Raw genomic sequence first — 22,177 nt, 5'->3', positions numbered from 1 at the left:
ATCTAGCGGTCCTTCCCCCCGCCGAAGGCGCGGCCTTCGGTCAGCGCACGGGCGATCCGATGGACGCCCGACGCATTCGATCCCTTGATGAAAACAACATCGCCGTCCCCGAGCTGTTCGGCCAGCGCGCCGACCCCGGCTTCGGCGTCGAGCGCATAGATCGTTTCGATCCCGGCGGGCAAGGCATCCTGCAGGTGCTTCATCAGCTTGCCGCACAGGACGGCCGTGCTCACCCCCGCCGCTCTCACCGCGTCCGCGAGATCGGCGTGAAGCGCCGGCGCATCCGGGCCGAGTTCGAGCATTTCGCCCAGCACGGCAATGCGCTTGCCGCCGCGGTCCGGCGCGGTGGCCGCGAGGACGGACAGACCGGCACGCATCGACACCGGGTTGGCATTGTAGCTGTCGTCGAGCAGGGTGAATTCACCGTCGGGGAAGGCGATTTTCGCGGCCCGGCCCCGCCCGGCCTCGGGCTCCACCTCGGCCAGCGCATCGGCAACCTGTTCGGCATCGATCCCTGACGCAATCCCCGCCGCGAAGATGGCGGCCGCGTTCCAGGCCCAGTGGTCGCCGACCGCGCGCAGGGCAAACGGCACGGTCTTGCCGAGGACGGACACCTGGCCGGTCGAACCGCCTGGCCCGCTTTCGAACCCGGTCACGGAAATCGCGGCGCCGGGCGTGACGCCGAAATCCAGCAGGAAGCCCGCGGCGGTTTCCTTTGCATGCGAAGCAAGGCGTGAGGCGAACGCGTCATCGGCCGGGTAAATTGCGACCCCGTCCGGCAGCAGGCCCTCATAGATTTCGGACTTGGCGTCCGCGATCGCTTCCATGGAGCCGAGATTCTCAAGATGGGCCGGTCCGATCCGCGTGATCAGCGCGACATGGGGGCGAACGAGGGTCGTCAGATCGCGGATTTCCCCGGCGTGGTTCATGCCCATCTCGAAGACGGCTCGTCCCGTGCTGCGCGGCATGCGGGCGAGCGTCAGCGGCACGCCCCAGTGATTGTTGTAGGACTTCTCCGACCAGTGCGCCTTGCCGACCGAGCGGAAGACGGCGGCGAGCGCCTCCTTGACCGATGTCTTCCCGACACTGCCGGTGACCGCGACGCGGATCGCCTTCGAGCGCTCCCGGGAGGCGCGAGCAAGCGCCCGCAGTCCATCAAGCGCGTCCGAAACCAACAGGTGCGGGCCGGGGCCGCAATCGCCACGCTCGACGACAGCGGCAACCGCACCGCGCGCCATCGCATCAGGCACGAAGTCATGGCCGTCACGCTGATCTTTCAGCACGACGAAGAGGTCGTTGGGCTTCAGGGTCCGGGTATCGATCGAGACGCCCTCGGCGACCCAGTCCTTTGAATCGGTCAGCAGCCCGCCGGTTGCGGCGAGCGCCTCGCGGGCGGTCCACAATGGTTCGGTCATTGCCCGCCCTCCCGTTCGGCGATGGCCTTGCGGGCCTCCTCGCGATCATCGAAGGGATGGACGACATCCCCGACCTTTTGCCCGGTCTCATGCCCCTTGCCTGCCAGCACCAGCGCGTCGCCGGGGCGCAGCCGGGCCACGCCGGCGCGGATGGCTTCGCCGCGGTCGGCGATCTCGGTTGCGCCCTGGGCGCCGCGCAGGATCGCCTGGCGGATGGTGGCCGCTTCCTCGGACCGGGGGTTGTCGTCGGTGACGATCACTTCGTCGGCCAGTTGCACCGCGATCGCGCCCATCCGGTCGCGCTTGGTCGGGTCACGGTCGCCGCCGCAGCCGAATACGAGGATGATACGGCCCTTGGTATGGGGGCGCGCCGCCCGGAGCAGCTTGTCGAGCCCGTCGGGCGTGTGGGCGTAGTCGACCAGAACCGGGGAACCGTCGCTTGTCCGCGCCGCTTCTTCGAGACGCCCCGGCACGCCGCCCAGATGGTTGATCGCCTCGACCGCGGCCTTGATGTCGACGCCAGAATGCGCGGCCAGCGCCGCAGCGCCAACGGCGTTGGCCGTCTGGAATTCGCCAACCAGAGGAAGTTCCACCCGGTGCGTTCGCCCCGCCACCGACAGCACGATCTGCTGACTGGCCGGGCGCGGCGTGATTTCACGGATCTGCCAGTCGCGGCCGCGCCAGCCTACAGTGATCACGTCCAGCTTTGCTGCCTTCGCGGCCTCGACATATTTCTCGCCCCACTCGGAGTCGACATTGATGACCGCAGGCGAGCCGGGCTGGGCCAATTGCGTGAACAACAATCGTTTGCTCGCGAAGTAATCGGCAAAATCCGGGTGATAGTCGAGATGATCCTGGGTCAGGTTGGTAAAGCCGGTGAGCGTGACCCGCACGCCATGCATGCGGCGCTGCTTGAGGCCGTGGCTCGAGGCCTCCATGGCAAGATGCGTCACGCCTTGCCCGGCCAATTCGTCGAGCGCCTTGTGAAGCGCAATGGCGTCCGGCGTGGTGTAGCCGGTCTCGACGCGGCCGTCGCCGCGCGCCACGCCGAGCGTGCCGAGACTGGCGCCGTCAATACCCGCCCGTGCCCAGATCTGGCGCAGGAAGTCGACCGTCGACGACTTGCCATTGGTGCCGGTGACCGCCGCGATGGTTTCCGGCTGGCGCGGATAGAGGCGCGCAGCGGCGTGCGCCAGCACAAGCGCGGGATCATCCACGGCAATGACCGGAACCGACAGGCCGGACTTGCCGGTCTCCGTCAGAACAGCAACCGCACCGGCTTCAACGGCTTTCCCGGCGAATTGCCAGCCATGGGTTTTCACACCGGGCAATGCGGCGAACAGGTCGCCCGGCTTGACCGCCCGGTTGTCCAGCGCCAGTCCGCGAATGTCGATGTCCGCCGTTCCCGGCGGCAAAAGACCCGGGTCGAGGAGGGTGCCGAGCTTCAATGCTGGATCCTCGGCGCGGGCAGGTCCGGATCGGGCGAAAGCGCGGCACGAACGAGAGCGGCGCGCTCCAGCGGATCATCGATGCGTTCGACACCGAGGATCGGCGCGATCCGTTCGATGATGTCTCCGGCGGCGGGTGCGGCGGTATAGCCCGCCGTCGCATAGCCATAAGTCGATGCATTGCCGTGCGGCTCGTCGAGCATCACCAGCACGACATATTGCGGATCGTCATAAGGGAAGATGGCAGAGAAGGACGAGATCAGCCGGTTGCGGCTGTAGCCGCCCCGGTCCGGCTTTTCCGCGGTGCCGGTCTTGCCCGCGACGCGGTATCCCGGAACTTCGGCGCGGCGGCCGGTGCCATCCTCGACGACTTCGCGCATCAGATCGAGCACATGCTGGGCCACTTCAGGGTCGAGCACCTGCTCCCCGGCGACCGTTTCGCCCGGACGGACCGGCTGCAGGGTCGGCTGGACATAAACCCCGCCATTGGCGATCGCGGCAAAGGCGGCGGCGACGGAAAGCGGGCTGACAGCGAGGCCGTGGCCATAGGAGATCGTCGCGGTCTCTGTCGGCCCCCATTGCCGCGGCAGGATCGGCGCGGCGGTCTCGGCGAGCTCGATCGGTGCCGCTTCGAGCAGGCGCAAACGCTGCAGCAGATCGCGCTGCGCCTCCGGACCCGCTTCGAGCGCGATCAGCGATGAACCGATATTCGACGAGTGGGTGAAGATTTCCGACAGCGTCAGCTCCCGGTTCTGGGCGTGAAAGTCGTGGATGGTGTGTCCACCGATCCGGAGGGGGTTCGACGCGTCGAAGGTTTCACCCGGCCGGGCAATGCCGGTTTCCAGTCCCAGCGCGACGGTGAAAGCCTTGAAGGTCGAGCCCATTTCATAGACGGCCTGCGTGGCGCGATTGAGGCGATCGTCGGGCCGTGCTTCGGCGGGCCGGTTGGCGTCATAGTCTGGCAGCGACACCATGGAGAGCACTTCGCCGGTGCGCACGTCCATGACGACACCGACCGCGGCCAGTGCCCGGAATTCCTGCATCGAGGCGCGCAGCACTTCATCGACATGATATTGCACACCCATGTCGATCGAGAGCGCGACCGGGCGGCCGTCACCGGCTTCCAGCGCACCGTCGAAGGCCCGCTCCGCCCCGGCAATGCCGATCAGATCCCGATCGGAGAAGCCGACGACATGCGAGGCGAGCCGCCCGCGCGGATAGACCCGGCGCGGCTCGGTGCGGAAGTCGAGTCCCGGCATGCCGAGCGAGAAGACCGCCTGGCGCTGGCGCGGCGTCAGATTGCGCTGGATCCAGACGAAGCGGCGGCGGGTCGAGAGGTCGCGGGTGACCCGTTCCACATCGAGTTCGGGCAAAACGGTCGCCAGAGCCTCGGCGGTTTCCGCTGCATCCCAGACCTGGGTCGGGTCGGCAAAGAGCGACCAGGTTTCCAGCGTTGTCGCGAGCACATTGCCATTGCGGTCGACCAGGTCGCCGCGCGGACCGTCCGCGGCGACGACCGGCTCGGCCGGACCGGCCTCACCCGCAACGGCGAGCATGATGGCGCGCCCGCCGAGAATGGTGAAGGCAAAACCGAGCGCGATGCCGATCATGGTGAGGCGGCGGCGCGCACCTTCGAGCGCCGTTGTTTCCTCGTCCTCAAGCGTCAAAAACCGCGCCATGTCGGAGGGCGCGGCTTCAACGACCGGCGGCAGGCCGGCGGACTGGGTTTCCGCCGTCACGCGGCGGCGGGCAAAGGGCCAGAATTTTTTCATGGACGCCCTCCGGCCGGGACAACCTCCGCGCCCGCTCCGCTATCGGAAGCCAGCAGATCGTCGGAATAAGGCTCACGGCCCTGCTCGATCAGCAGCGGCAGGTCGCTCATCGCGACCTCGCGGGCGGGATCGAGCGGTTCGAAACCGAGATAGCGGCGGGCGAGCGTGCGCAAGCGCTCCGGGTCTTCCAGATGCGCGACCTCGACCTGCAGCACATTGATCTGACGGCGCTCCTCGGAGAGCTGTTCCTGCAGGTCGGCGAGGCGTTCCTGGGCCCCCTGGGCTTCCGTCTTGGCGATGTAGAGCGCGACGGCGAGCGCCGCGGCAACCACAAAGGCCAACAGATTGAGCGCACGGATCATAGGGCGGCCTCCAGACGGGACAGCGGCGGTGCGGGGGGCAGAAGATCGTCCGAGGCCGGCCAGACCGGCGCATCGGTTCGGATGGCGGCACGCAGCTTCGCAGAGCGCGCACGGGGGTTTTCCGATGTTTCCGCCTCACCGGCTTCAAGCGCCTTGCGCTGGAGTAGGCGGAAGGACGGCTCGGCGGCGGGCTCGGCTTCCGGCATGTGGCGCGACCCGCCCCCGCCCGACAGGCCGGAACGCTCGCGCAGGAAGCTCTTCACGATGCGGTCTTCCAGCGAGTGGAAGGTGACGACGACGAGACGCCCGGCGGGCGCGAGGATCTTTTCCGCCGCGTGCAGCGCGCGGACCAGTTCGCCGAGTTCGTCATTGATATAGATGCGCAGCGCCTGGAAGGTCCGCGTGGCGGGGTGGATACGGCCCGGCTTGCCGCCAACCGCCTTGGCGACGATCTCGGCGAGGCGTTCGGTGGTGGCGATCTTTTCCTCGGCGCGGGCGCGTACGATGGCGGACGCCACCCGGCGCGACTTCTTCTCCTCGCCATAATGCCAGAAGATCGCCGCGAGATCGGCCTCGGGCAGGAGCATGACGGCATCCGCCGCGCTCGGCCCCTCACCCGACATGCGCATGTCGAGCGGCCCTTCCTTCGCAAACGAAAAACCGCGCTCGGCCTGATCGATCTGCATCGAGGAGACGCCGATGTCGAGGACGATGCCGTCGACCGTCTCGCCGCCATTGACGGCGATCACCTCGTCCATCGCGGAGAAGGGCGCCCGGACGAGGACGAAATGCCCGGGGAAAAGCGCCTTCACCTGTTCGGCCATCGGCGCGACGGTCGGGTCGCGGTCGATCCCCAGAACACGGCAGTCCGCTTCGCCCAGAATGGCGCGGGTATAACCCCCGGCACCGAATGTGCCATCGATGTAGAGCGCGCCGTCGCGCGGCTGCAGCGCGGCGATCACTTCGGTCAGCATGACGGGGGCGTGGCTCATCTACGCCCCCACCGGCCGCGGCGGCGGCAGCTTCATGGCGCGCTTGTTCTCGCGGGCGAATTTGCGCGCCTCGACCTCGTGCGCGGCATAGACGTCGGGGTTCCAGATCTCGAAGCGGGCGCCGAGACCGACGAAGGTCGCCTTGTCCGACAGTCCGGCATGTTCGGCGAAGGGCTTCGGCAGGGTGATGCGGCCATTGGCGTCGAAGGACAGCGGACGCGCCGAGCCGAAGATGGCGCGCTCCAGCGCGACGCGGGCGTCGTCGTAGGGATCCATGCTTTCGATCATCTGAAGGTAGCGATCCATCAAGGATTGCCCGCCACCTTCTAGATAGTCGCCGTCGAAGGACGGCCAGACATAGATGCCGTCAAAGGGTCCGTTGCGGACGATCGCGCGGAAATCGGCGGGGACGGACAGGCGCCCCTTCGCATCGATTCCGTTGGTCGTCGTCGACAGAAACACCCTGGTTCTCCCCTCGCCACGACATCGCCCTCGTGGTTAATGATGGGATAACATGGGATTTCATGGGAAACAACGCGGAAAGAGTCTCCAGGCCTGCTTTTTCTAGGGTCAGGACAGTATTCGCGGCCGCGCGAACGGCCCCGGAAAAAGAACATACAAAGAACAGATTGAAGCGGTTTCGAGAAAAACCGGGGGGTTAGAGGGGTCAGGCGGCCTGTAAGCCGGGTTCTGTGCCGCTGTTTCCGGGATGGAAACAACGCGGCGGCCATTCCTCTGCGACACGCCTCGCGGCGTGCCTGACGCGACCTACCCGAATGGCACCCAAGGGCGGGTGTGCCGGACGAACCGGCATCCATTCCTATTCGGTCTTGCTCCGGGTGGGGCTTGCCATGCCCCCTTCCTTGCGGTCGGGGCGGTGCGCTCTTACCGCACCGTTTCACCCTTGCCTGCCGCGAGCGGCCGGCGGTCTGTTCTCTGTGGCGCTATCCCTGGGGTCGCCCCCGCCAGGCATTACCTGGCACCCTGCCCTTGCGGAGCCCGGACTTTCCTCCCCCGCGTCCTTTCGGAGCTTGCGGGAGCAGCCGCCCGGCCGCCTGACCAGAGGCCTATGTCGGCTCAGGACGGCTTCGCGTCAAGCGCGCGGGCATAACGGTGGATCACGGTGCGGTCTGCGCGGGAGATCCAGACCGCCCCGACACCGGCAACGGCCAGCGTCGCCAGCACCACCGCCCACCAGAAGGTCGACATGCCGCCATAGGCGACGGCGAAGCGGGTCGCGAGCTGGGACACGCCCGCCGCGACCAGGCCGACATAGGACCAGGCCATGAATTTGTAGTGACCGAAGACGAGCTGGGCGCGCCCCTTGGCGGTCTTTGCCCGTTTCGCGGCGAGGATCATCCACAGGCCGGCGATCAGTGTCGCGGCGCTCAACAAGGACAGCCAGTGGAAGGCGGTGATGCCGTCATCGGCCATCGGCAGTCCTGCCAGGATCAGCACCCAGAAGGCCGCGAAATAAGTGTAGCCGGTCAGCTTGTGCTGCCCGTCCGCCTTCGGGCGGATCAGCACGAACGCGCCCGTGATCAGTGCGACCAGCGCCGCCGCCGTGTGCGCCGCACCCCAGATGTCGTGAATGATCTGCATCAATGCCTCCCTTTCGTATGAATTACTTTATAATTTGAAGTTTGTGGATTTTGAAGGGGGATTGGGAGGGCGCGGGTTCCGGTGGTGGGGATCGAGTCGAAGAGTCGTTCCTGCTCCGGCTCAGGTCCGGGGTGAACTCTGGCGGGAATCCCGAACGACCTGTGAAACTGGACTCCCGCCTTCGCGGGAGTGACGGCGCATCTCGTATGGTTCCGACGGAGGCCGGAGTCTGACGGGACAGACGCTTTGGACCCCGGTCTTCGCTTCGCGAAACCGGGGAGCGTCAAAGGTGAAAGCGAGAAGGTAAGCCTTTCCCCTCCCCTCGAAGGGGAGGGACGCGAGCGGCCTTCGTCAGAAGGGCGGGAGCGGGGTGGGGTGAAGCCTCGACTAAGACACCCCCACCCCGGTCGGCTGGCTGGCGCACAGCCTCCCGGCCCTCCCCGCAAAAGGGGGAGGGCGAACGCAGGCGATCTTCAAGCCTTTTCCGCCCCGGATTTACCTGTCCCCGCGGCGGCGGGGATTCCGGGGCCCGTCCACGCTTCCGGTTAACTCTCAAGTTCGACAGGTCCCGGCACAAGGCCGGGACAGAGCAAATCGACAATGTCACGACGTCATTTCGGCGAAGGCCGGAATCCAGCGCAAAGGAAAATCTGGACTCCCGCCTTCGCGGGAGTGACGTCTCAGCCCGAGATCTCAGCCACCGCCCGGATCAGGCTCAGGGTCTCTTCATCGGCTTTGCCGGTGACGGCGGAGGGCCGGAAGCGGCGCTGGAAGGCCTCGACCACCGCAGGCAGGCCCGCAGAGAAGCCGTAGCCGATCGTCGACAGATCGCTCTCGACGTCATCGGAAGGAGCGTCAATCGGGAACGGCCAGATGGCAGCGCCGACGTCCGCCAGCTTTCGCCACGGGAATCTCTCGCCCGGATCCTGTTTGCGCCCCGGCGCGAGGTCGGAATGCCCGATCACCGCCGCGGGCGGGAGGTCGTGGCGTTCGAGAATGTCCTGAACGAGTTCGATCACCGCGGCGATCTGGGGGTCCGGGTAGTCCGGCAGACCGAAATCATGACCGCCATTGACGATCTCGATCCCGATCGAGGCCGAATTCATGTCCGTCTCACCGCACCACTCACCAACGCCGGCATGCCAGGCGCGCTTGTCTTCCGGCACGAGACGCAGGGTGCGGCCGTCTTCCTCGACGACGTAGTGCGCGCTGACACCGGCTTCGGGATCGCGCAGGCGGTCGATCGCCGCCTGCCCCGTTTCCATGCCGGTATAGTGCAGCACGACGAAGCGGACCGGCGATTTGCGGTCGTTGAAGTTCGGCGACGGCAGATCGGTGATGGTCATAATGCTTCTTCGCGCGCCAGCGGGGCCTTGGGCAAGGCCTTGTTCGGACGCGCCGCGACCAGCGCCACGCCGGCGAGCGCGATCGCCCCGCCAACGGCCAGTCGCCAGCCCAACGGATCGCCCGCCACCAGAATGCCGAAGGCGACCCCTGAGAGCGGTGCCATCAGCGTCAACGGCGCAATGAGATTGGTCTCGTAGCGCTGGATGAGGTGATAGAAGACGCCATGGCCGAAGACGTTGACGAGGCCGACCGTGTAGATCAGCGCCAGGGCGAACAGGAGGCCGCCGCCCGTCACCGCCTCGATCTGCCCGCGTTCGAACAGCAGCGACAGCGCGAGCAGAGGCGGCGCCGACAACAGCCCGATCCACGCCTGCAGGCGGAAGGGCTTCATGTCGATCTTCTTCACGAGGATCATGCCGACCGCCGATACGGCTGCCGCCCCGATACCGAACAGAAGGCCGAGCGATATCGTCAGATTGGCGGGATCGGCGCTGACCAGCGCCACGCCCGTGAAGGCCGCCACTGTGCCGATAATGCGAAGCGGCCCGAGTTTCTCACCCAGCCAGACCACCGACAGGAGAGTCGCAAACGGCACGCCGAGCTGGAGCGTGATCGCCATTCCGGATGGGGTTGCGGACTGAAGTCCGATGAAGATGAGCGCGTACTGGACGCCGCCCATGCACGCCGCCACGCCGAGGAGGCGCGGCCAGTCCTTCGGCATGGGTCGCAGGAAAGGCGCGAGTACCATCGCCAGCAGCAGGAAACGCAGGAAGGCGAAGAAGATGGGCGGGCTGCCCTCGAATCCCGGCACCCAGGCCGGGATGCCCGCGATCGAGAATTTCGCGACGACGAAATTGAAGCCCCAGATCAGGCACATGGCCACAAGGCCGAGAGCGTCGCGCAGCGTCATGGGTCCGGGCGTTAGCCCGGAATGGAGCCGTCAGGCAAATGATTTGATCTAGAAGCGGCCGGTGCCTTCGACGGTCCAGCCATTGGGACCGCGGCGGGCGACCAGAAGCGTCGGATCGCCGTTGTCGTCACCGCCCCGTTTGCGCGGCCCGCGGATCTTCGACCACAGCCACCAGGCCCCGCCCGCCAGCAGGGCGACACCGATCGCGGCGATGGCCGCGGCGGTCAGGACTGCGGCGAGGAAGAGCACCAGACCGATGAAGGCGATCGCGATCACGCCCGCAGCGAGCGCGCGGACGAAGCGTCCGGCCCCCTGGGCAATCCGTTCGGATGAATTCGTCGCGTCGGTCATGCGGCTACTCCACTTCTTGCCCCCGCATCCTGACATCAATTTTGGGGCCAGAATGCGCCGCGTCAATCACCGGGCCGCGATTCCCGTGTCCGGATCGCGCGAATTTGAGCGTAAGCGGCGTTGATCATGGCCATTTTCTCGTCGGCGAGGCGCTGCATTTCGGGCGGCGCGCCCCGCGCGACGAGGGCGTCGGGGTGATTCTGTGCCGCGATGCGGCGATAGGCACGTTTCAATCCGGCCTCGTCGATATCGGGGTCGACACCGAGAATCAGCCAGGGATCATCTTCCGGCAGGCCGACATGCCCCATGCGGATCCGCCGGTATTCCCGCTCCGAAAATCCGAAGATGTCGGCGACGGTTTCCAGGAAGGTGAGCTCCGCCGGCGTCACACGGCCATCCGCCTTGGCGATGTGAAACAGGCCGTCGAGCACATCTTCCAGCACCGCCGGGTGGGCGCGGAAGCGGCGCGCCAAACGCAGCGCATAGCCTTCAAACCCCAGCGTGGTTTCCTTGGCGAGGTTGAACAGGCGGGCGATGGCCTCCTCGCCCTCCTTCGGGGCACGGAAGACGCGGCGGAAGGCGGCAATCTCGTCGGTCGTGACCACCCCGTCGGCCTTGGCCATTTTCGCGCCGAGACCAATCAGCGCCATGGCGAAATCGGCGTCGTCCACGCGCCGTCCCGGCCCGCATTCCTCGATCTCGCAATCGAAGGGGTCGGACCGTCCGGCGATGAAATGGGTCAGCTTGCGCCAGAGGGACATGGGTCTAGTCTCCGGCCCGCATGTAACGCGGGAATCGGGCGGGCGCGAGTCGTGAACGGCAGGTGGGAATTCTGGATCGATCGCGGCGGCACGTTCACCGATGTGCTGGCACGCGAGCCCGGCGGCCGCGTTCGCGCGATGAAGCTGCTGTCGGACAGCCCGGACTATCCCGATGCGGCGTCCGAAGGTGTGCGCCGTTTCCTGGGTCTGAAGTCCGGCGAGCCCATCCCTGCCGACACGATCGCCGCGGTGAAGATGGGCACGACGGTCGCGACCAACGCCCTGCTCGAACGCAAGGGCGCGCCAACCCTGTTCGTCGTGACGGAAGGCTTTGCCGATCTGCTGGTGATCGGCGACCAGACCCGGCCCGACATCTTCGCGATGAAGATCGACCGGCCTGCGCCGCTCCACCAACACGTGCTGGAGGTCAGCGAGCGCCTTGCCGCCGACGGCTCCGTCGTGACCCGTTTGGACGAAGCAGCAGCCCTATCGGGACTGAAAGCCGCGCGGGCAGCAGGATGCCGCACCGCGGCGATCGCCTGCCTTCACGCCTATGCCAATCCGGCGCACGAAAAGCGCCTCGGTGAACTGGCGAGGGAGGCCGGGTTCGACACGGTCATCCTGTCGAGCGAGGCCAGCCCGCTGATGAAAATCGTGCCGCGCGCCTCGACCACCGTCCTCGATGCCTATCTGACACCGGTCCTGAAAGACTATGCCGGACGGGTCGCCGAACGACTCGACGGTGCGCCGCTCTATTTCATGCAATCGTCCGGCGGACTGACGTCGGCTGAGACGTTCGCCGCGCGAGACGCGGTGCTTTCAGGCCCGGCGGGCGGCGTGGTCGGTATGGCGAAGACCGCCGCCGCGGCCGGTTTCCCGAAAGTCATCGGCTTCGACATGGGCGGCACGTCGACCGACGTGTCGCGCTTCGATGGCGACCACTATGAGCGGGTCAGCGAGGCGCGGATCGCCGGTCAGCGCCTGCGCGCGCCGATGATGGCGGTGCATACGGTCGCCGCCGGTGGCGGTTCGATCCTGTTCTTCGATGGCGAGCGCGCCCGGGTCGGGCCCGAAAGCGCCGGGGCCATGCCCGGACCGGCGGGCTATGGTCGCGGTGGCCCGGCCACCGTAACCGACGCGAATATCGTGCTCGGCCGGATCCAGCCGGACGATTTCCCGTGTGTCTTTGGTTCGGGCGGCGACAATCCGCTGAACGCCGAGGCGAGCCGTGCCGCGCTGGCGGAGCTCGCCGAAGCGATGGGGGCTGACGGACCAGAAACAGCGGCAGAGGGCTTCCTCGCCGTCGCGATCGAAAACATGGCGCAGGCGATCAAGCAGATCTCGATCGGTCAGGGCGTCGATCCGGCGAGCTATGCCCTGTCCTCCTTCGGCGGGGCGGGCGGTCAGCATGCCTGCAAGGTCGCCGAGGCGCTCGGCATGACCACGGTGCTGGTCCATCCCTTTGCGGGCTTGTTGTCTGCGCTCGGCATCGGACTGGCCGAACTTCGCGAGACGCGCGAGGCGGCTGTCGGCCTGGCGTTCGATGTCGGCCTGGAAACGGCCCGGACACGTGCGGAAACGCTGGCGGCGGAAGCGCACCGCGCCCTCGCCCGGCAGGATGCGCACGCGGACGCAATCCGGACGCGGCAGGAAGCACGGATCAAGGTCGGGGGATCGGACACCGCCCTGCCGGTTCCTTTCGACGACCCGGACCGGATGCGCGCGGATTTCGACCGGGCGCACGTCCAGTTGTTCGGCTTCACGCCGGGGGATGCGGCGCTGATCATCGAGAGCGTCGCCGCAGAGGCCGAAGCGGATCCGCCCGGCGCCGGCGGCTGGACGCTCGATCTGCCCGAAAGCACGGTCGATCCCGAACCGCGCCGCATGACGCAGGTCTATTCCGGCGGCGTCTGGCAGGAAACTCCGGTCGTGGCGCTGGAGGATTTTGGCCCCGGCGCAGTGTTTCCCGGCCCGGCGCTGATCGTCGAGCCGAATTCCACTCTGGTCGTCGAGGCAGGCTGGAGGGCGCAGCGGCAAGCCGACGGCATGCTGGTCCTGAGCCGGGACGGCCGAACAGCAAGGGAGGCCGACTCGACGGAACTCGACCCGGTCCGGCTCGAACTGTTCAACAAGCGCTTCATGTCGGTCGCCGAGCAGATGGGCACGGCGCTGGAGCGCACGGCCCACTCGGTGAACATCAAGGAGCGGCTCGACTTCTCCTGCGCCGTGTTCGACGCCGAGGGCGGACTGGTCGCCAACGCGCCGCACATGCCCGTGCATCTGGGATCGATGTCGGCGAGCGTGAAGGCCGCTGCCGAAGCGCATCCCGACCTCAAGCCCGGTGACGCCGTGGCGGTCAACGCGCCCTATGATGGCGGCACGCATCTGCCCGACATCACGATCGTGGTTCCGGTCTTCGACGAAATGTCGGGCAAGCGCCAGTTCTGGGTTGCTGCGCGCGGACACCATGCCGATGTCGGCGGGATCGCACCCGGCTCGATGCCGCCCTTCTCGACGACGATCGACGAGGAAGGCGTGCTGTTCCGGAACCTGAAGGTCATGGACGGGGGGCGTTTCCTCGACGCGGATGTGCGCGCCGTCCTGAATGGCAGCCCCTTCCCGGCCCGCAATCCGGATCAGAATGTCGCCGACATGAAGGCCCAGATGGCGGCCTGTGCGAAGGGGGCAGCCGAGCTGAAACGGATGGTGACCGATCACGGCCTTGCCGTGGTGCGCGCCTATATGGGCCATGTCCAGGACAATGCCGAACGCGCGGTGCGCCGCGTGATCGACGCACTTGAAGACGGCGAAGCGATGTCGCGGCTGGAAGATGGCGCAGAAATCCGGGTCCGGATTACAGTCGACCGGGACGCCCGGACCGCGAAGGTCGACTTCACCGGCACCAGCGCCCAGCGGCGCAACAATTTCAACGCCCCGTCGAGTGTCGCCCGGGCCGCCGTGCTTTACGTTTTCCGCTGCCTCGTCGGCGACGCGATCCCGCTGAATGAAGGCTGTCTGAAGCCGCTGGAAATCGTGATCCCCGAAGGCAGCCTGCTCGACCCGAAACCGCCGGCAGCAGTGGTCGCGGGAAATGTCGAGACCAGCCAACTCGTCGTCGACGCGCTGTTCGCGGCCACCGGCCGGATGGCGAATGCCCAGGGCAGCATGAACAATTTCACCTTCGGCAATGCGCGTCATCAGTACTACGAGACGATCTGCGGCGGGGCCGGCGCGGGCATCGACAATGAGGGCCGCGGCTTTGCCGGGACCAGCGCGATCCACACGCACATGACGAATTCGCGCATGACCGACCCCGAAGTGCTGGAAACCCGCTTTCCCGTCCGCCTTGCCTGGCATCGGGTGCGGCCGGGTTCCGGCGGTGCTGGCCGCTGGCGCGGCGGCGACGGTTCGAGCCGCAAGCTGGTTTTCCTCGAAGCCATGGACGCGGCCTTGCTGTCCTCGCGCAGGACCGAATATCCGGCAGGTCTGTCCGGTGGCGGCGACGCGCTGTCCGGCGTGCAGTGCCTGATCCGTTCCGACGGAAGCGAGCACACCCTGCCCGCCCTGTTCAGCGTGGCGGTCGAGCCCGGTGACGCCGTTCTGATCGAGACCCCCGGCGGGGGCGGATTCGGGGCAGCGGATTAAACTTTCGCAATGTTGAGATCCGGTCGCCGGCCCGGCGCGTATCTCCCCGTGTCTTGCGCAAGACATCCCTCTTGAAGACTGGCGCCGCCCGCCCCCTAAACGGGCGGCGCCGATTCTCCCCCCGATAAGCAAACTCAATGGAGCGCAAGCACATGCGTACTCTCTTTACCGCGACTGCCGCCCTGTCCCTGCTCGGTGCCCCGGCGCTGGCCGACAGCACGTCGAAGATCGACCATCACGCCTCGTCCGATCATCACGCCATGCAGGCCGATATCGTCGATACGGCGGTGAATGCCGGTTCGTTCAACACGCTGGTTGCCGCGGTGCAGGCCGCCGGCCTGGAAGACACGCTGCGCGGCGACGGTCCGTTCACCGTGTTCGCGCCGACCGACGAAGCCTTCGCTGCCCTGCCGGAAGGCACGGTGGAAAGCCTGCTGCAGCCGGAAAACCGCGACCAGCTGGTTGCGATCCTGACCTATCACGTGGTCGCGGGTGAATACATGGCAGGCGATCTGGCCGGCCAGGCGCTGTCCGTGGAAACGGTCCAGGGTGACACGGTCGACATCGATGCGACCGGCGACAACGTCATGGTCGATGGTGCCACTGTCATCATGGCGGACGTCGATGCATCCAATGGCGTCATTCACGTCATCAATCAGGTGATCATGCCCGAATAAGGGGCAGGATCCGGAAAGCCCCGGACCCCCTTCCCAGTCCCTCCGGTCCGGGGCACCGAATTCGCGGGGCCGCCTGCCATGCAGGCGGCCCCGTTCTTTTCGTCGTGGCGGCTAGAGAATCTCGTCCTCGTCAAACAGCGGGTCGCCTTCGGTCTCCTCGCCGATGCGGACCAACGGGTCGACCCTCGGCACGCGCGAGATTTCCGCGATGTGGAACAGCGCATCGCCTTCGTTGACGATGGGCAGCACGGTGCGGCCGATGACGAGACCGGAGAAATTCGCTCTCACGATTTCTTCGCGCGCGCCCAGCGGAGCGGCGATCGCCGCAATGATGTCGCCCTTTTCGACCAGTGTCCCGGCCGCCTTGTAGGCGCGCAGAACGCCGCCCATCGGCGCGCGTTCCCAGTGCGAATGCTTCGACACGACGGGCCGGATCGTCGAGCTCAGTCCCTTGTCGCTGGCAATCATGCCGAGGTGATGGAGGACGCGCAGTATGCCCTTCATACCGAGGCGGATCGCCTGCTCGTCGAAGCGCAGCGCCTCGCCCGCCTCATAAACCAGCACATCCTTGCCCATCTGCCGGGCGGCCATGCGCAGCGACCCCTCACGCAGTCGCGACTGGACGATGACGGGGGCACAGAAGGCCTCGGCCAGCTCGTGCACCCGTTTTGATCCCGCATCGATCCGGATCTGGGGCAGGTTGACCCGGTGTTCGGCGGCGGAGTGCAGGTCAATCCCGACCTCGCAGCGCGAAACGATCTCGTCGATGAAGAGCCGGGCCAGCCGGGCGGCCAGCGAGCCGGTCGCGGCACCGGGAAACGACCGGTTCAGATCGCGCCGGTCGGGCAGGTAGCGGGTGTGGTTGATGAAGCCGAACGTATTGACGATCGGCACGCAGATCAGCGTGCCCTTCAACGATTTGAGCTGAGGTGTACGCAGCAGGCGGCGGATGATCTCGACGCCGATGATTTCATCGCCATGCACCGCCGCGGACACGAATGCCGCCGGACCGGGGCGACGCCCATGGATCACCTGACAGGACAGCGCCATCGGTGTGTGATCGGACAGCACCGAAACGGGAATGTCGACAATCGCACGCTCGCCGTGCGGCACGGCATGCCCGGCGATTTCGAACACGCTCATCCCTTGCCCTTGGTCTTGGTCTTTCCGGGCGTCGCATTCTTCTCGACGAATTCGATGATGGCATCGGCCACGTCGAACCCGGTGGTCTCCTCGATCCCCTCGAGTCCGGGTGAGGAGTTCACCTCCATCACGACCGGGCCATGATTGGAGCGAAGGATATCGACGCCGGCGACATTGAGTCCCATCACCTTCGCGGCACGGATCGCGGTCGAGCGTTCCTCCGGCGTGATCCGGACTTTCGAGGCCGAGCCGCCGCGGTGCAGGTTGGACCGGAAATCGCCGTCCCCGCCCTGGCGCTTCATCGCCGCGATCACCTTGCCGCCGACCACGATCATCCGGATGTCGGAGCCGCCAGCTTCCTTGATGAATTCCTGGACGAGAATATCGACCTTGGCACCGCGGAAGGCCTCGATCACCGACTTGGCGGAGCGGCGGGTTTCCGCCAGAACGACGCCGACACCCTGGGTCCCCTCCAGAAGCTTGATGACGACGGGTTCGCCACCGACGATATCGAGCACGTCGTCGGTCATGCGCGTTTCATGGGCGAACGCGGTCACCGGCAGGCCGATCCCGGCGCGCGACAGAAGCTGAAGCGAACGCAGCTTGTCGCGCGATCGGCCGATGGCCACCGACTCGTTCACCGACCACACGCCCATCATCTCGAACTGTCGAACCACCGCCGTGCCATAGCTGGTGATCGACGCGCCGATGCGGGGGATGACCGCATCATAGCCTTCGAGCGACCGCCCGTTGTGGCGGGCTTCAGGGCGCAGCGAGGTGATGTTCATGTAAATTCGGAGCGTGTCGAGCACATCGATCTCGTGACCGCGTGCCTCGGCGGCCTCGACCAGGCGCCGGTGCGAATAGAGCGAGGCATTTCGAGCCAGCATGAGGAGGCGCATGGAAGTCATTTCCTGTTCGACACGCGGTTCAGTATGGGGCAGGCAAGGCAGAAGCTAAACCGGGCCGGGCTCGCGCCCTGTCAGGTAGGAATCAGACGGGTCGATCAGAACGCGGCGTTTCAGCGCCGTCCTTCCGATCAACATGCGAAATCCCATCTGGTCACGGCGTGCCAATGTCAACTCGATCGGCCAGATACGCCCGTCCATCCTGAGCCTGGTTTTGACAACAAGACGCACGGTGACTTCGCCATTGGACGAGCGGATCTCGCGCTCGTCGTGGACCGGCATGGTGCAGGCAATTCGTGTCCTGTTGTCTTTCTGGACGGGGTGAAGCTCGAACCGGACCCAGGGCATGCCGGCGTCGGAGAAACGCTGGATTTTCCAGGCGTGGATGGCCGAAGTTCGCGCCCCGGTGTCGATCTTCGCCTTGATCGGGATCGCGGTCAGGTCGGGCAACTCCACCCATTCCCGCCATCCGATCAGAAGGGGCTGTTTCTTCGCGGAGGCCAAACCGTCAGTCGCCCATCCAGCCCTGGAAGCTGACATTCTCGAAGACTTCGTCGCCGATGCGCAGCGTCCCGGTCAGCGCGCCCTGGGCGGGGAAACCCTGATGAAAGGCCTCGACCTGCTGCGCGTTGAACGTGCCTTCGAAGGAATACGTCCCGATGACCTCATGCGTGCCGGAAAAGGTCATCGCACTGTCCGTGATCAGGAAGTTTTCCGGGAACACTGCATAGCTGACTTCGTAGTAGGTATTGCCAAGCTCACCCACGCCGGTCGGGCTGGAGATATCGTCGAACGCCATGACGAGCGGCTGGTACCGGTCGGGTTCGCCCGCGAAGAATTCCTCGAACTCCCAATCCATACCGACCGAGATGTGGTCGAGGCGTATGTCGCCGGTGCCAACGTCAGAATCCGGGAGGTAGTAGCCGAACAGCTCGGTCTCCGCGGCGAAGACCTGCCCGTTCACGCCGTCCTGCTCGTGCGCACCGGCTTCGTCCGTTGCGTGATGGTCAACCGACGCGGCGTCGGCCGTGTCGGCCTCGCCCGGATCGGTTGCGGCGGAATTTCCGCAGGCAATCAGGAATACGGAAGCGATGGCTGAAACGAAAACCGGACGCATGATCGAACCCTCCCCGAGTCGCATTTTCATGCACCTTACCGGCAAGCACCGGCGGCGTCAGCCGAAACCCGATTGTCTCCTGATCGGAAAGAAGAAGTGTCCGGCATCCGGGGTCGCCGTTGTTCGCCCGCGGCATTAAATGGACCTCGAAGGAGACTTGCCATGAGCCAGATCCGTACCCTCGCCTTCCGGACCAAGGGCATTGCGACGTCCGACGGGGCCGGCGTGAAGATCCGCCGCCTGCTGGGCCATCGCGAGCTGCAGATGCTCGACCCCTTCCTGATGCTGGACCATTTCCACTCGGACAATCCGGGCGACTATATCGCCGGCTTCCCGCCGCATCCGCACCGCGGCTTCGAGACGGTGACCTACATGTTCGCCGGACGCCTGCGCCACAAGGACAACAAGGGCCATGAAGGCGTGATCGAGCCGGGCGGCGTGCAGTGGATGACCGCCGCGGGCGGGATCGAGCACAGCGAAATGCCGGAACAGGAGGACGGGTTGATGTCCGGCTTCCAGCTGTGGATCAACCTGCCGCGCGAAAAGAAGATGGAGCCCGCGCGCTACCAGGAATTCGACCCCGGGCGCATTCCCGAGGACGTTCGAAACACTGGCGCGAAAGCGCGGATCGTCACCGGCAAGACCTCGACCGGTGTCGAAGGCCCGGTGCGCGATGTCGCCACCGATCCCTTCTATGCCGATGTGCGGCTCGAAGCCGGGGGCGTCTATGAGGAACCGGTCGATCCCGCCAAGACGGTGATGATCGCCGTGCGTGACGGATCGCTGAACTTCCGCGATGCAGACGGAAAAGCCGTCACGCTCTCCGCAGGCGAACTCGGCGTTCTGATGGGCGGCGACACCGTCCGGCTCGAAGCCGGAAGCAAAGCGGCAACCGCCCTCTTCCTGGCCGGCCGTCCGATAAGGGAACCCGTCGCCTGGGGCGGGCCCTTCGTGATGAACACCGAAGGCGAAGTGCGCCAGGCGATGCTGGACTACCAGGCCGGCAGGTTCTGACCGGATGCAGTGCCTGGCGCAAAACGTCAGGCCGCGCTTTTCTCGCTGTCTTCGCCGGGTTCGTAGCCGAGGATCGGCGCGAGCGCCTTTTCGGCCTCGGCCAGCGTCCAGCCCTTGCGCGCGGCATAATCCCTCGCCTGGTCCTGCGCGATCCGCCCGACGGCGAAATACGCGCTCTCCGGATGACCGATATAAAGGCCCGACACCGAGGAGGCCGGCATCATGGCGAGGCTCTCGGTCAGCGTGATGCCGGCCGTTTCCGGTGCGCTCAGCAGTTCGAACAGGGTCAGCTTCTCGGTGTGATCAGGCTGCGAGGGATAGCCCGGTGCCGGTCGGATGCCGCGATAGGCTTCGGCAATCAGTTCCTCGCGCTCGAACCGTTCGTCAGGCGCATACCCCCAAAATTGCCGGCGCACACGCTCGTGCAGGTATTCGGCGAACGCCTCGGCGATCCGGTCCGACAGGGCGGCAAAGAGAATACCTGAGTAATCGTCGTGCGCGGCCTTGAATTCCTTCATCTTGTCGGGATTCTCGCCGGCCGTTACCGCGAAACCGCCGATCCAGTCCGCGCCATCGGGCGCGACGAAATCGGACTGGGAGAGATGCGGCCGGTTGTTGTCCTTGGCGGCCTGCTGGCGAAGGCCGAAGAAGGTGGCGCGCTTTTCGGTGCGGCCCTCGTCGGCCCAGACCGTGATGTCGTCACCGTCGGCATTGGCCGGCCACAGGCCGATCACGCCGCGCGGCCGAAGCCAGCCTTCCTGGACCATTGTGCCCAGCATGCGCTGCGCATCCTCGAACAGGCTGCGAGCCGCCTCGCCGCGATTGGGATCGTCGAGGATTTGCGGGAAACGCCCCTTGATCTCCCACGCCGCGAAAAAGGGCGTCCAGTCGATATAGGGGATGAGGTCCTTCACCGTGACATCGTCGATCCTCGTGACGCCCGGCGTCCTCGGCTGAGGAGGCTCGTAGCCCGACCAGTCGAGCTTCATCGCATTCTTGCGCGCACCTTCGAGGGGCACGCGGTTTTTCGCCGCTTGTGCATTGGACCGGCGTTCGCGGATTCTCTGATACTCTTCACGAATATCGGCGACATAGCCGTCGCGCGCCGTACCCGAGAGCAGTTTCGAGACCACGCCAACCGCACGGCTGGCATCGTTCACGTGGATCGCTGCGTTGTTCTTGTAAGCCGGTTCGATCTTCACCGCCGTGTGAGCGGGGCTGGTCGTCGCTCCGCCGATCAGTAGCGGCAGGTCGAAGCCCTGACGCTGCATCTCCGCAGCGACATTGACCATCTCGTCGAGGCTGGGCGTGATCAGGCCGGACAGGCCGATGATGTCGGCATTTTCCGACTTCGCCGTTTCGAGAATGGTCTCGGCTGGCACCATCACACCGAGATCGACGACCTCGTATCCGTTACACTGAAGCACCACGCCGACGATGTTCTTGCCGATATCGTGCACATCGCCCTTCACCGTCGCCATGATGATCTTGCCGTTGGATTTGCCTTCCATGCCTGTGCGGCGCTTCTCCTCCTCCAGATAAGGCAGGAGGTAGGCCACGGCCTTCTTCATCACGCGCGCGGATTTCACGACCTGCGGGAGGAACATCTTGCCGTCGCCGAACAGGTCGCCGACGACATTCATGCCGTCCATCAACGGCCCTTCGATCACGTCCAGCGGCTTGTCGAAATTCTGGCGCGCTTCCTCGGTGTCTTCCTCGATATGGTCGTCGATCCCGTGGACGAGCGAGTGTTCGAGGCGTTTCGCAACCGGCCAGCCGCGCCATTCGGTATTCTTTTTCTTCGCCTGCTTGCCCTCCTCGCCGCGGAAGCGCTCCGCCAGTTCGAGCAGTCGTTCGCCGGCATCGGGGCGGCGGTTGAGGATCACGTCCTCACAGGCTTCGCGCAGGCCCGGCTCGATATCGTCGTAGATGTCGAGCTGGCCGGCATTCACTATGCCCATGTCCATCCCCGCCTTGATGGCGTGATAGAGAAAGACAGAGTGCATCGCCTGGCGCACGACCTCATTCCCCCGAAAGGAGAAGGAGAGGTTCGAGACGCCGCCGGAGACGTGCGCGCCTTTCAGCTCCTTGCGAATGCGGCGGGTCGCCTCGATGAAGGCGACACCGTAGTCATCGTGTTCGGCGATGCCGGTCGCGACCGCGAAGATATTCGGGTCGAAGATGATGTCGTTGGGGTCGAGCCCGACGGTGTCGACGAGCAGATCGTAGGCGCGCTTGCAGATCGCGAATTTCCGGTCGGCGGTCTCGGCCTGGCCGGTCTCGTCGAACGCCATGACCACGACAGCCGCGCCATACGACTTCACCAGTCGCGCCTGTTCCAGGAAGGGCTCTTCGCCCTCCTTCAGGCTGATCGAGTTGACGATCGCCTTGCCCTGAACGTTCTTCAGGCCTTCCTCGATCACCTCCCACTTGGAGGAATCGATCATGATCGGTACGCGCGCAATGTCCGGCTCGGCCGCGATCAATCGCAGGAATGTGCGCATCGCGGCCTGCGAATCGAGCAGGCCCTCGTCCATGTTGATGTCGATGATCTGAGCGCCATTCTCAACCTGCTGGCGGGCCACCGACAGGGCCTCATTGTAATTGCCGTCGGTGATCAGCCGCCGGAAGACGGCCGAACCGGTGACGTTCGTCCGCTCGCCGACATTGACGAAAATGGCTTGGGCTTGTTCGGACATCAGTACGGAATTCC

Annotated in this window: 19 protein-coding genes and 1 other RNA gene; 3 read left to right on the top strand and 17 right to left on the bottom strand. The window is 65.8% G+C overall.

All coding sequences use genetic code 11. The features are described from left to right. Window positions 1–2: 2 nt before the first annotated feature. From ACFOOR_RS12775 to ACFOOR_RS12720, 12 genes are all read right to left on the bottom strand, one after another. Window positions 3–1,415 carry a UDP-N-acetylmuramoyl-tripeptide--D-alanyl-D-alanine ligase gene (locus ACFOOR_RS12775; RefSeq protein WP_343162971.1) on the bottom strand — a complete coding sequence of 471 codons (1,413 nt, stop codon included), beginning with the start codon at window positions 1,413–1,415 and terminating at the stop codon, window positions 3–5. Then, entirely contained in the window at window positions 1,412–2,863 is a 1,452-nt protein-coding gene (locus ACFOOR_RS12770; protein ID WP_343162969.1) for a UDP-N-acetylmuramoyl-L-alanyl-D-glutamate--2,6-diaminopimelate ligase, read from the bottom strand. Before ACFOOR_RS12770 ends, ACFOOR_RS12775 begins: the two co-directional genes overlap by 4 nt. Then, window positions 2,860–4,635 (bottom strand): peptidoglycan D,D-transpeptidase FtsI family protein, encoded by a 1,776-nt coding sequence (locus tag ACFOOR_RS12765; protein ID WP_343162968.1) that lies wholly within the window; start codon window positions 4,633–4,635, stop codon window positions 2,860–2,862. Before ACFOOR_RS12765 ends, ACFOOR_RS12770 begins: the two co-directional genes overlap by 4 nt. Then, a complete protein-coding gene (ftsL, locus tag ACFOOR_RS12760; protein WP_343162967.1) occupies window positions 4,632–4,997 on the bottom strand; it encodes a cell division protein FtsL in 366 nt (121 codons plus the stop codon). The genes ACFOOR_RS12765 and ftsL overlap by 4 nt, the downstream gene beginning before the upstream one ends. Next, window positions 4,994–5,989, bottom strand: a complete 996-nt coding sequence (rsmH, locus tag ACFOOR_RS12755) for a 16S rRNA (cytosine(1402)-N(4))-methyltransferase RsmH (protein ID WP_343162966.1) — start codon at window positions 5,987–5,989, stop codon at window positions 4,994–4,996. Before rsmH ends, ftsL begins: the two co-directional genes overlap by 4 nt. Then, on the bottom strand, window positions 5,990–6,451 hold the full coding sequence (locus ACFOOR_RS12750) for a division/cell wall cluster transcriptional repressor MraZ (RefSeq protein ID WP_343162965.1): 462 nt from the start codon (window positions 6,449–6,451) through the stop codon (window positions 5,990–5,992). It lies immediately after the preceding gene. 201 nt (window positions 6,452–6,652) lie between these two features. Continuing rightward, window positions 6,653–7,048: RNase P RNA component class A (gene rnpB, locus ACFOOR_RS12745), an RNA gene on the bottom strand. An 18-nt stretch (window positions 7,049–7,066) separates the two neighbouring features. Next, window positions 7,067–7,591 (bottom strand): DUF2306 domain-containing protein, encoded by a 525-nt coding sequence (locus ACFOOR_RS12740; RefSeq protein WP_343162964.1) that lies wholly within the window; start codon window positions 7,589–7,591, stop codon window positions 7,067–7,069. 680 nt (window positions 7,592–8,271) lie between these two features. After that, on the bottom strand, window positions 8,272–8,937 hold the full coding sequence (locus ACFOOR_RS12735) for an N-acetylmuramoyl-L-alanine amidase (protein ID WP_343162963.1): 666 nt from the start codon (window positions 8,935–8,937) through the stop codon (window positions 8,272–8,274). Beyond that, the gene (locus ACFOOR_RS12730; protein WP_343162962.1) at window positions 8,934–9,848 is read right to left on the bottom strand and encodes a DMT family transporter; all 915 of its coding nucleotides are present in this window, start codon (window positions 9,846–9,848) and stop codon (window positions 8,934–8,936) included. Before ACFOOR_RS12730 ends, ACFOOR_RS12735 begins: the two co-directional genes overlap by 4 nt. 48 nt (window positions 9,849–9,896) lie before the next feature. Next, window positions 9,897–10,199 (bottom strand): hypothetical protein, encoded by a 303-nt coding sequence (locus ACFOOR_RS12725; RefSeq protein WP_343162961.1) that lies wholly within the window; start codon window positions 10,197–10,199, stop codon window positions 9,897–9,899. Between the two features lie 62 nt (window positions 10,200–10,261). Next, window positions 10,262–10,960, bottom strand: coding sequence for a molecular chaperone DjiA (locus ACFOOR_RS12720; protein WP_343162960.1), 699 nt, complete (start codon window positions 10,958–10,960; stop codon window positions 10,262–10,264). A 51-nt stretch (window positions 10,961–11,011) separates the two neighbouring features. Between ACFOOR_RS12720 and ACFOOR_RS12715 the strand changes: the two genes are divergently transcribed. Together ACFOOR_RS12715 and ACFOOR_RS12710 are read left to right on the top strand one after the other, a co-directional pair. After that, window positions 11,012–14,605 carry a hydantoinase B/oxoprolinase family protein gene (locus ACFOOR_RS12715; protein WP_343162959.1) on the top strand — a complete coding sequence of 1,198 codons (3,594 nt, stop codon included), beginning with the start codon at window positions 11,012–11,014 and terminating at the stop codon, window positions 14,603–14,605. Between the two features lie 152 nt (window positions 14,606–14,757). Further along, on the top strand, window positions 14,758–15,282 hold the full coding sequence (locus ACFOOR_RS12710) for a fasciclin domain-containing protein (RefSeq protein ID WP_343162958.1): 525 nt from the start codon (window positions 14,758–14,760) through the stop codon (window positions 15,280–15,282). A gap of 111 nt (window positions 15,283–15,393) precedes the next feature. Here ACFOOR_RS12710 and ACFOOR_RS12705 read toward each other — a convergent pair whose 3' ends face one another. From ACFOOR_RS12705 to ACFOOR_RS12690, 4 genes are read right to left on the bottom strand one after another with little or no spacing between them, the layout of a single operon-like run. Next, entirely contained in the window at window positions 15,394–16,425 is a 1,032-nt protein-coding gene (locus ACFOOR_RS12705; protein ID WP_343162957.1) for a succinylglutamate desuccinylase/aspartoacylase family protein, read from the bottom strand. Further along, entirely contained in the window at window positions 16,422–17,327 is a 906-nt protein-coding gene (gene rimK / locus ACFOOR_RS12700; RefSeq protein ID WP_343162956.1) for a 30S ribosomal protein S6--L-glutamate ligase, read from the bottom strand. The genes ACFOOR_RS12705 and rimK overlap by 4 nt, the downstream gene beginning before the upstream one ends. Before the next feature lie 54 nt (window positions 17,328–17,381). Next, a complete protein-coding gene (locus tag ACFOOR_RS12695) occupies window positions 17,382–17,837 on the bottom strand; it encodes an ATP-dependent zinc protease family protein (RefSeq protein WP_380214709.1) in 456 nt (151 codons plus the stop codon). Window positions 17,838–17,841: 4 nt separating this feature from the next. Then, window positions 17,842–18,450: a hypothetical protein gene (locus ACFOOR_RS12690; protein WP_343162954.1), complete on the bottom strand. Its 609-nt coding sequence runs from the start codon at window positions 18,448–18,450 to the stop codon at window positions 17,842–17,844. A 162-nt stretch (window positions 18,451–18,612) separates the two neighbouring features. Here ACFOOR_RS12690 and ACFOOR_RS12685 point away from each other — a divergent pair, with 162 nt between their 5' ends. Next, the gene (locus tag ACFOOR_RS12685; protein WP_343162953.1) at window positions 18,613–19,464 is read left to right on the top strand and encodes a pirin family protein; all 852 of its coding nucleotides are present in this window, start codon (window positions 18,613–18,615) and stop codon (window positions 19,462–19,464) included. Between the two features lie 26 nt (window positions 19,465–19,490). Here the strand turns inward: ACFOOR_RS12685 and metH are convergent, their stop codons facing one another. Continuing rightward, window positions 19,491–22,163 (bottom strand): methionine synthase, encoded by a 2,673-nt coding sequence (gene metH, locus ACFOOR_RS12680; protein WP_343162952.1) that lies wholly within the window; start codon window positions 22,161–22,163, stop codon window positions 19,491–19,493. Window positions 22,164–22,177 lie beyond the last annotated feature (14 nt).

The sequence above is a fragment of the Hyphobacterium vulgare genome (assembly GCF_042643335.1).
GTDB lineage: Bacteria > Pseudomonadota > Alphaproteobacteria > Caulobacterales > Maricaulaceae > Hyphobacterium > Hyphobacterium vulgare.
This window is presented reverse-complemented; position numbering and strand designations above follow the sequence as displayed.

Excerpts from the sequence above, each read along its gene's own strand:
- ACFOOR_RS12775 (WP_343162971.1), bottom strand. The coding sequence starts at position 1,415 with ATGACCGAACCATTGTGGACCGCCCGCGAGGCGCTCGCCGCAACCGGC.
- ACFOOR_RS12765 (WP_343162968.1), bottom strand. The coding sequence starts at position 4,635 with ATGAAAAAATTCTGGCCCTTTGCCCGCCGCCGCGTGACGGCGGAAACC.
- ftsL (WP_343162967.1), bottom strand. The coding sequence starts at position 4,997 with ATGATCCGTGCGCTCAATCTGTTGGCCTTTGTGGTTGCCGCGGCGCTC.
- rsmH (WP_343162966.1), bottom strand. The coding sequence starts at position 5,989 with ATGAGCCACGCCCCCGTCATGCTGACCGAAGTGATCGCCGCGCTGCAG.
- ACFOOR_RS12740 (WP_343162964.1), bottom strand. The coding sequence starts at position 7,591 with ATGCAGATCATTCACGACATCTGGGGTGCGGCGCACACGGCGGCGGCG.
- ACFOOR_RS12735 (WP_343162963.1), bottom strand. The coding sequence starts at position 8,937 with ATGACCATCACCGATCTGCCGTCGCCGAACTTCAACGACCGCAAATCG.
- ACFOOR_RS12730 (WP_343162962.1), bottom strand. The coding sequence starts at position 9,848 with ATGACGCTGCGCGACGCTCTCGGCCTTGTGGCCATGTGCCTGATCTGG.
- ACFOOR_RS12725 (WP_343162961.1), bottom strand. The coding sequence starts at position 10,199 with ATGACCGACGCGACGAATTCATCCGAACGGATTGCCCAGGGGGCCGGA.
- ACFOOR_RS12720 (WP_343162960.1), bottom strand. The coding sequence starts at position 10,960 with ATGTCCCTCTGGCGCAAGCTGACCCATTTCATCGCCGGACGGTCCGAC.
- ACFOOR_RS12710 (WP_343162958.1), top strand. The coding sequence starts at position 14,758 with ATGCGTACTCTCTTTACCGCGACTGCCGCCCTGTCCCTGCTCGGTGCC.
- ACFOOR_RS12705 (WP_343162957.1), bottom strand. The coding sequence starts at position 16,425 with ATGAGCGTGTTCGAAATCGCCGGGCATGCCGTGCCGCACGGCGAGCGT.
- rimK (WP_343162956.1), bottom strand. The coding sequence starts at position 17,327 with ATGCGCCTCCTCATGCTGGCTCGAAATGCCTCGCTCTATTCGCACCGG.
- ACFOOR_RS12690 (WP_343162954.1), bottom strand. The coding sequence starts at position 18,450 with ATGCGTCCGGTTTTCGTTTCAGCCATCGCTTCCGTATTCCTGATTGCC.
- ACFOOR_RS12685 (WP_343162953.1), top strand. The coding sequence starts at position 18,613 with ATGAGCCAGATCCGTACCCTCGCCTTCCGGACCAAGGGCATTGCGACG.
- metH (WP_343162952.1), bottom strand. The coding sequence starts at position 22,163 with ATGTCCGAACAAGCCCAAGCCATTTTCGTCAATGTCGGCGAGCGGACG.